The organism is Luteitalea sp. (genome assembly GCF_044337415.1).
In the GTDB taxonomy this organism is placed as follows: domain Bacteria; phylum Acidobacteriota; class Vicinamibacteria; order Vicinamibacterales; family Vicinamibacteraceae; genus Luteitalea.
The window spans coordinates 1-2690 of sequence record NZ_JBIINP010000388.1 but is presented as its reverse complement, the minus strand read 5'-3'; the positions used below and the strand labels follow the sequence as shown (position 1 = coordinate 2690).

The following is a 2690-nucleotide window of genomic DNA, read 5'->3' as shown; positions in this document are numbered from 1 at the left end:
GACGGCGCGGCGCCCATCGTGCCGAAGTCCTCGCTCGTCTCGACGAGCCCGCGCCCGAAGAGGCCTTCCCAGTACCGGTTCACGACCACGCGTGCGGTGAGCGGGTTGTCGCGCTGCACCAGCCAGCGCGCCAGGCCGAGCCGGTTCGGCGGCAGGGCGTCGCTCATCGGCGGCAGCGACGAGGGCGTGTTGGCATACACCTTCTCGCCGGCCGACGTGAACGCCCCGCGCTCACGGAAGGGCGTCGCGGGTCGCTCGAACGACGGCTTCTCCTCCATGACCAGCGTGGTCGGCAGCTTCAGGTCGTCGAGCGCCTTCTTCAGCCGCGCGATCTCCTTGCGCTCCGCCGCCAGCAGCGGCGACTGCTCGCGGAACTGCGTCGAGAGGTCGCGGGCCTGCGAGGCCGTGCGCGCGGCCAGCGCGACGTCGAGGGCGGCCCGCGTGCGTGCGTTCACCGCCACCGCCAGGAGCGGGTCGGGCGTCGTGGTCGTCGAGAGCCGGAACCGGCCCAGGCCCTGGCCCAGGGTGCCGTCTTCGTGGCCGAGTTCGACGGTGATGACCGTGCCGCCGGGCTCGCCGAGCGGCGCCTTCGGCACGAGCACCAACTGGAACGGCACGCGCCAGCCGTCGCGCACCGCGTCCACCACCCACGCCGTGCCGAGCCGCGCGTACGCTTTCGACCCCTCGGCGGTGATGTCGATCAACTCGCCGCGCGACACGTTGCCGTCGCCCTTCACGGCCGTGAAGGCGACGCGCGTCCGCTTCGCCGGATCGGCCGCGGGCGCCGCGAACACCCGCACGTTGGTCAGCCGGAAGTGCCCGTATGGATCGCGGCCGGGCCCCTGCTTGGGCAATGACGGGTCGAGCAGCGCCTCGAGGCGGAGCCCGGTGATCCCCGTCGCCTCGGTGCGCGTCTCGATCGTGTAGGTGGTGCTCGGCGGATTGGCGCCGCTCGCCAGCACGCTGCCATCGTCGTGCACGGCGAGGGTCGCAGCGTTGGTCGCGCGGGCGTGGCTCGGCACGAGCGTCATCCACGTCCGTGTGGCGTCGCGCACCTCGGCTTCCCAGCGAGCCTGGGCGCTGGCGCGCTCCGGCGTGTCCTTCGCGAGCGCCTCCTCGGCGGACTTCAGTTGCGCGCGCAACGCCTTGCGCTGCGTGTCCTGCTCCGGCGTGGCGAGGTCGAGGACTCCCTCGAAGTACCGCGTGCCGTCGCCGAAGACCTCCGACCGATAGGCCGGGTTGGCGAAGAAGGCCATCAGCCGGAAGTAGTCCTTCTGGCTGAACGGGTCGTACTTGTGGTTGTGGCACTGCGCGCAGGCGAGCGTGCTCCCCAGCCACACGGTGGCGGTGGTGTTCACGCGGTCCACCTGCACCTCGTACAACGACTCGTCGGGGTCGACGCCGCCTTCCTCGTTGGTCATCGCGTTGCGGTGGAAGCCGCTCGCGATGCGCTGCGCGCGCGTGGCGCCGGGCAGCATGTCGCCGGCGATCTGCTCGACGGTGAACCGGTCGAACGGCATGTCGGCGTTGAAGGCGTCGATCACCCAGTCGCGGTACGGCCACATCGAGCGCAGGCGGTCCTTCTCGTGGCCGTTGCTGTCGGCGTACCGCGCCAGGTCGAGCCAGAGGCGCGCCCAGCGCTCGCCGAAGTGCGGCGAGGCGAGCAGGCGATCGACGACGCGCTCGTAGGCGTCGGGGCGGGTGTCGGCGAGGAAGGCGTCGAGCTCGGCGAGGGTCGGCGGCAGCCCGGTCAGGTCGAGCGACACGCGCCGCAGCAGGACCTCCTTCGAGGCCTCGTGCGAGGGCAGCAGCTTCTCGGCGTCGAGCCTGGCCAGCACGAAGCGGTCGACCGGCGTGCGCGCCCAGGCCTCCTGCGACACGGCGGGCAGCGGGGCCTTCTTCGGGGCGACGTAGGCCCAGTGCTCCTCGATGGTCTGCGCGGTCGGCGTCGCCGGGCCGGCAGGCCACGTCGCGCCCTGATCGATCCACGCGCGGATGAGGGCCGTCTGCTCGGGCGTGAGCGGGTCCTCGTCGAGCGGCATGCGGTCCTCGCCGCCCTCGCCGAGGATGCGCTGCAGGAGGTAGCTCTTCGCGCTGTCGCCGGGCACGAGCAGCGGACCGGTGGCGCCACCCTTCAGCGCCAGGTCACGGACGTGCAGGCGGAGCTTGCCGCGCCCCTTCTTCTCGCCGTGGCATTCGTAGCACTGCTCACGCAGCAGCGGCTCGATCTGCGTGGCGAAATCGATCGTGGCGGCTGGTTGGGCTGACTGCACCACGTCGGTGCCCAGCCATGCCGTCCCGAGCAGCGCGGCAGACACGAGGGCTGCACCCGGCAGCCAGCGGAGGCGAGTGGAGGTGGGCATCGGGATCGACAAGATCATACTGCTGCCGGGAAGCGGGGCCAGGGGCTGGGGGCTCGAAAACTCCCGACAACGGCGGATGCCGCTGGGGGCTCGACAAACTCCTCGGCTCCTGTGTGCTCCCGAGCTCCGAGCGCCAAGCTCCGATGGTGCGCTGAGCCCTGGGCCTGCCCTATCCCTTCGTCACCGTCTCGTCCAGGTTCAGCAGCACGTTGCCGACCATCGTCCAGGCGGCCAGGTCCAGCTCGTCGGCCGTCGGGCGGGTGCCGGGTTTCAGGCCGAGCGCCTCGAGGGCCTCGGCCGGGGCCTTGGCGTACCGGTCGCGGGCCT

Annotated in this window: 1 protein-coding gene; it reads right to left on the bottom strand. The window is 71.9% G+C overall.

Going from position 1 to position 2690, the window contains the following annotated elements:
- A partial coding sequence (locus ACIRDX_RS22690) for a DUF1549 domain-containing protein (RefSeq protein WP_396627686.1) occupies window positions 1–2363 on the bottom strand: 2363 nt, incomplete at its 3' end.
- Between the last annotated feature and the right edge of the window lie 327 nt (window positions 2364–2690).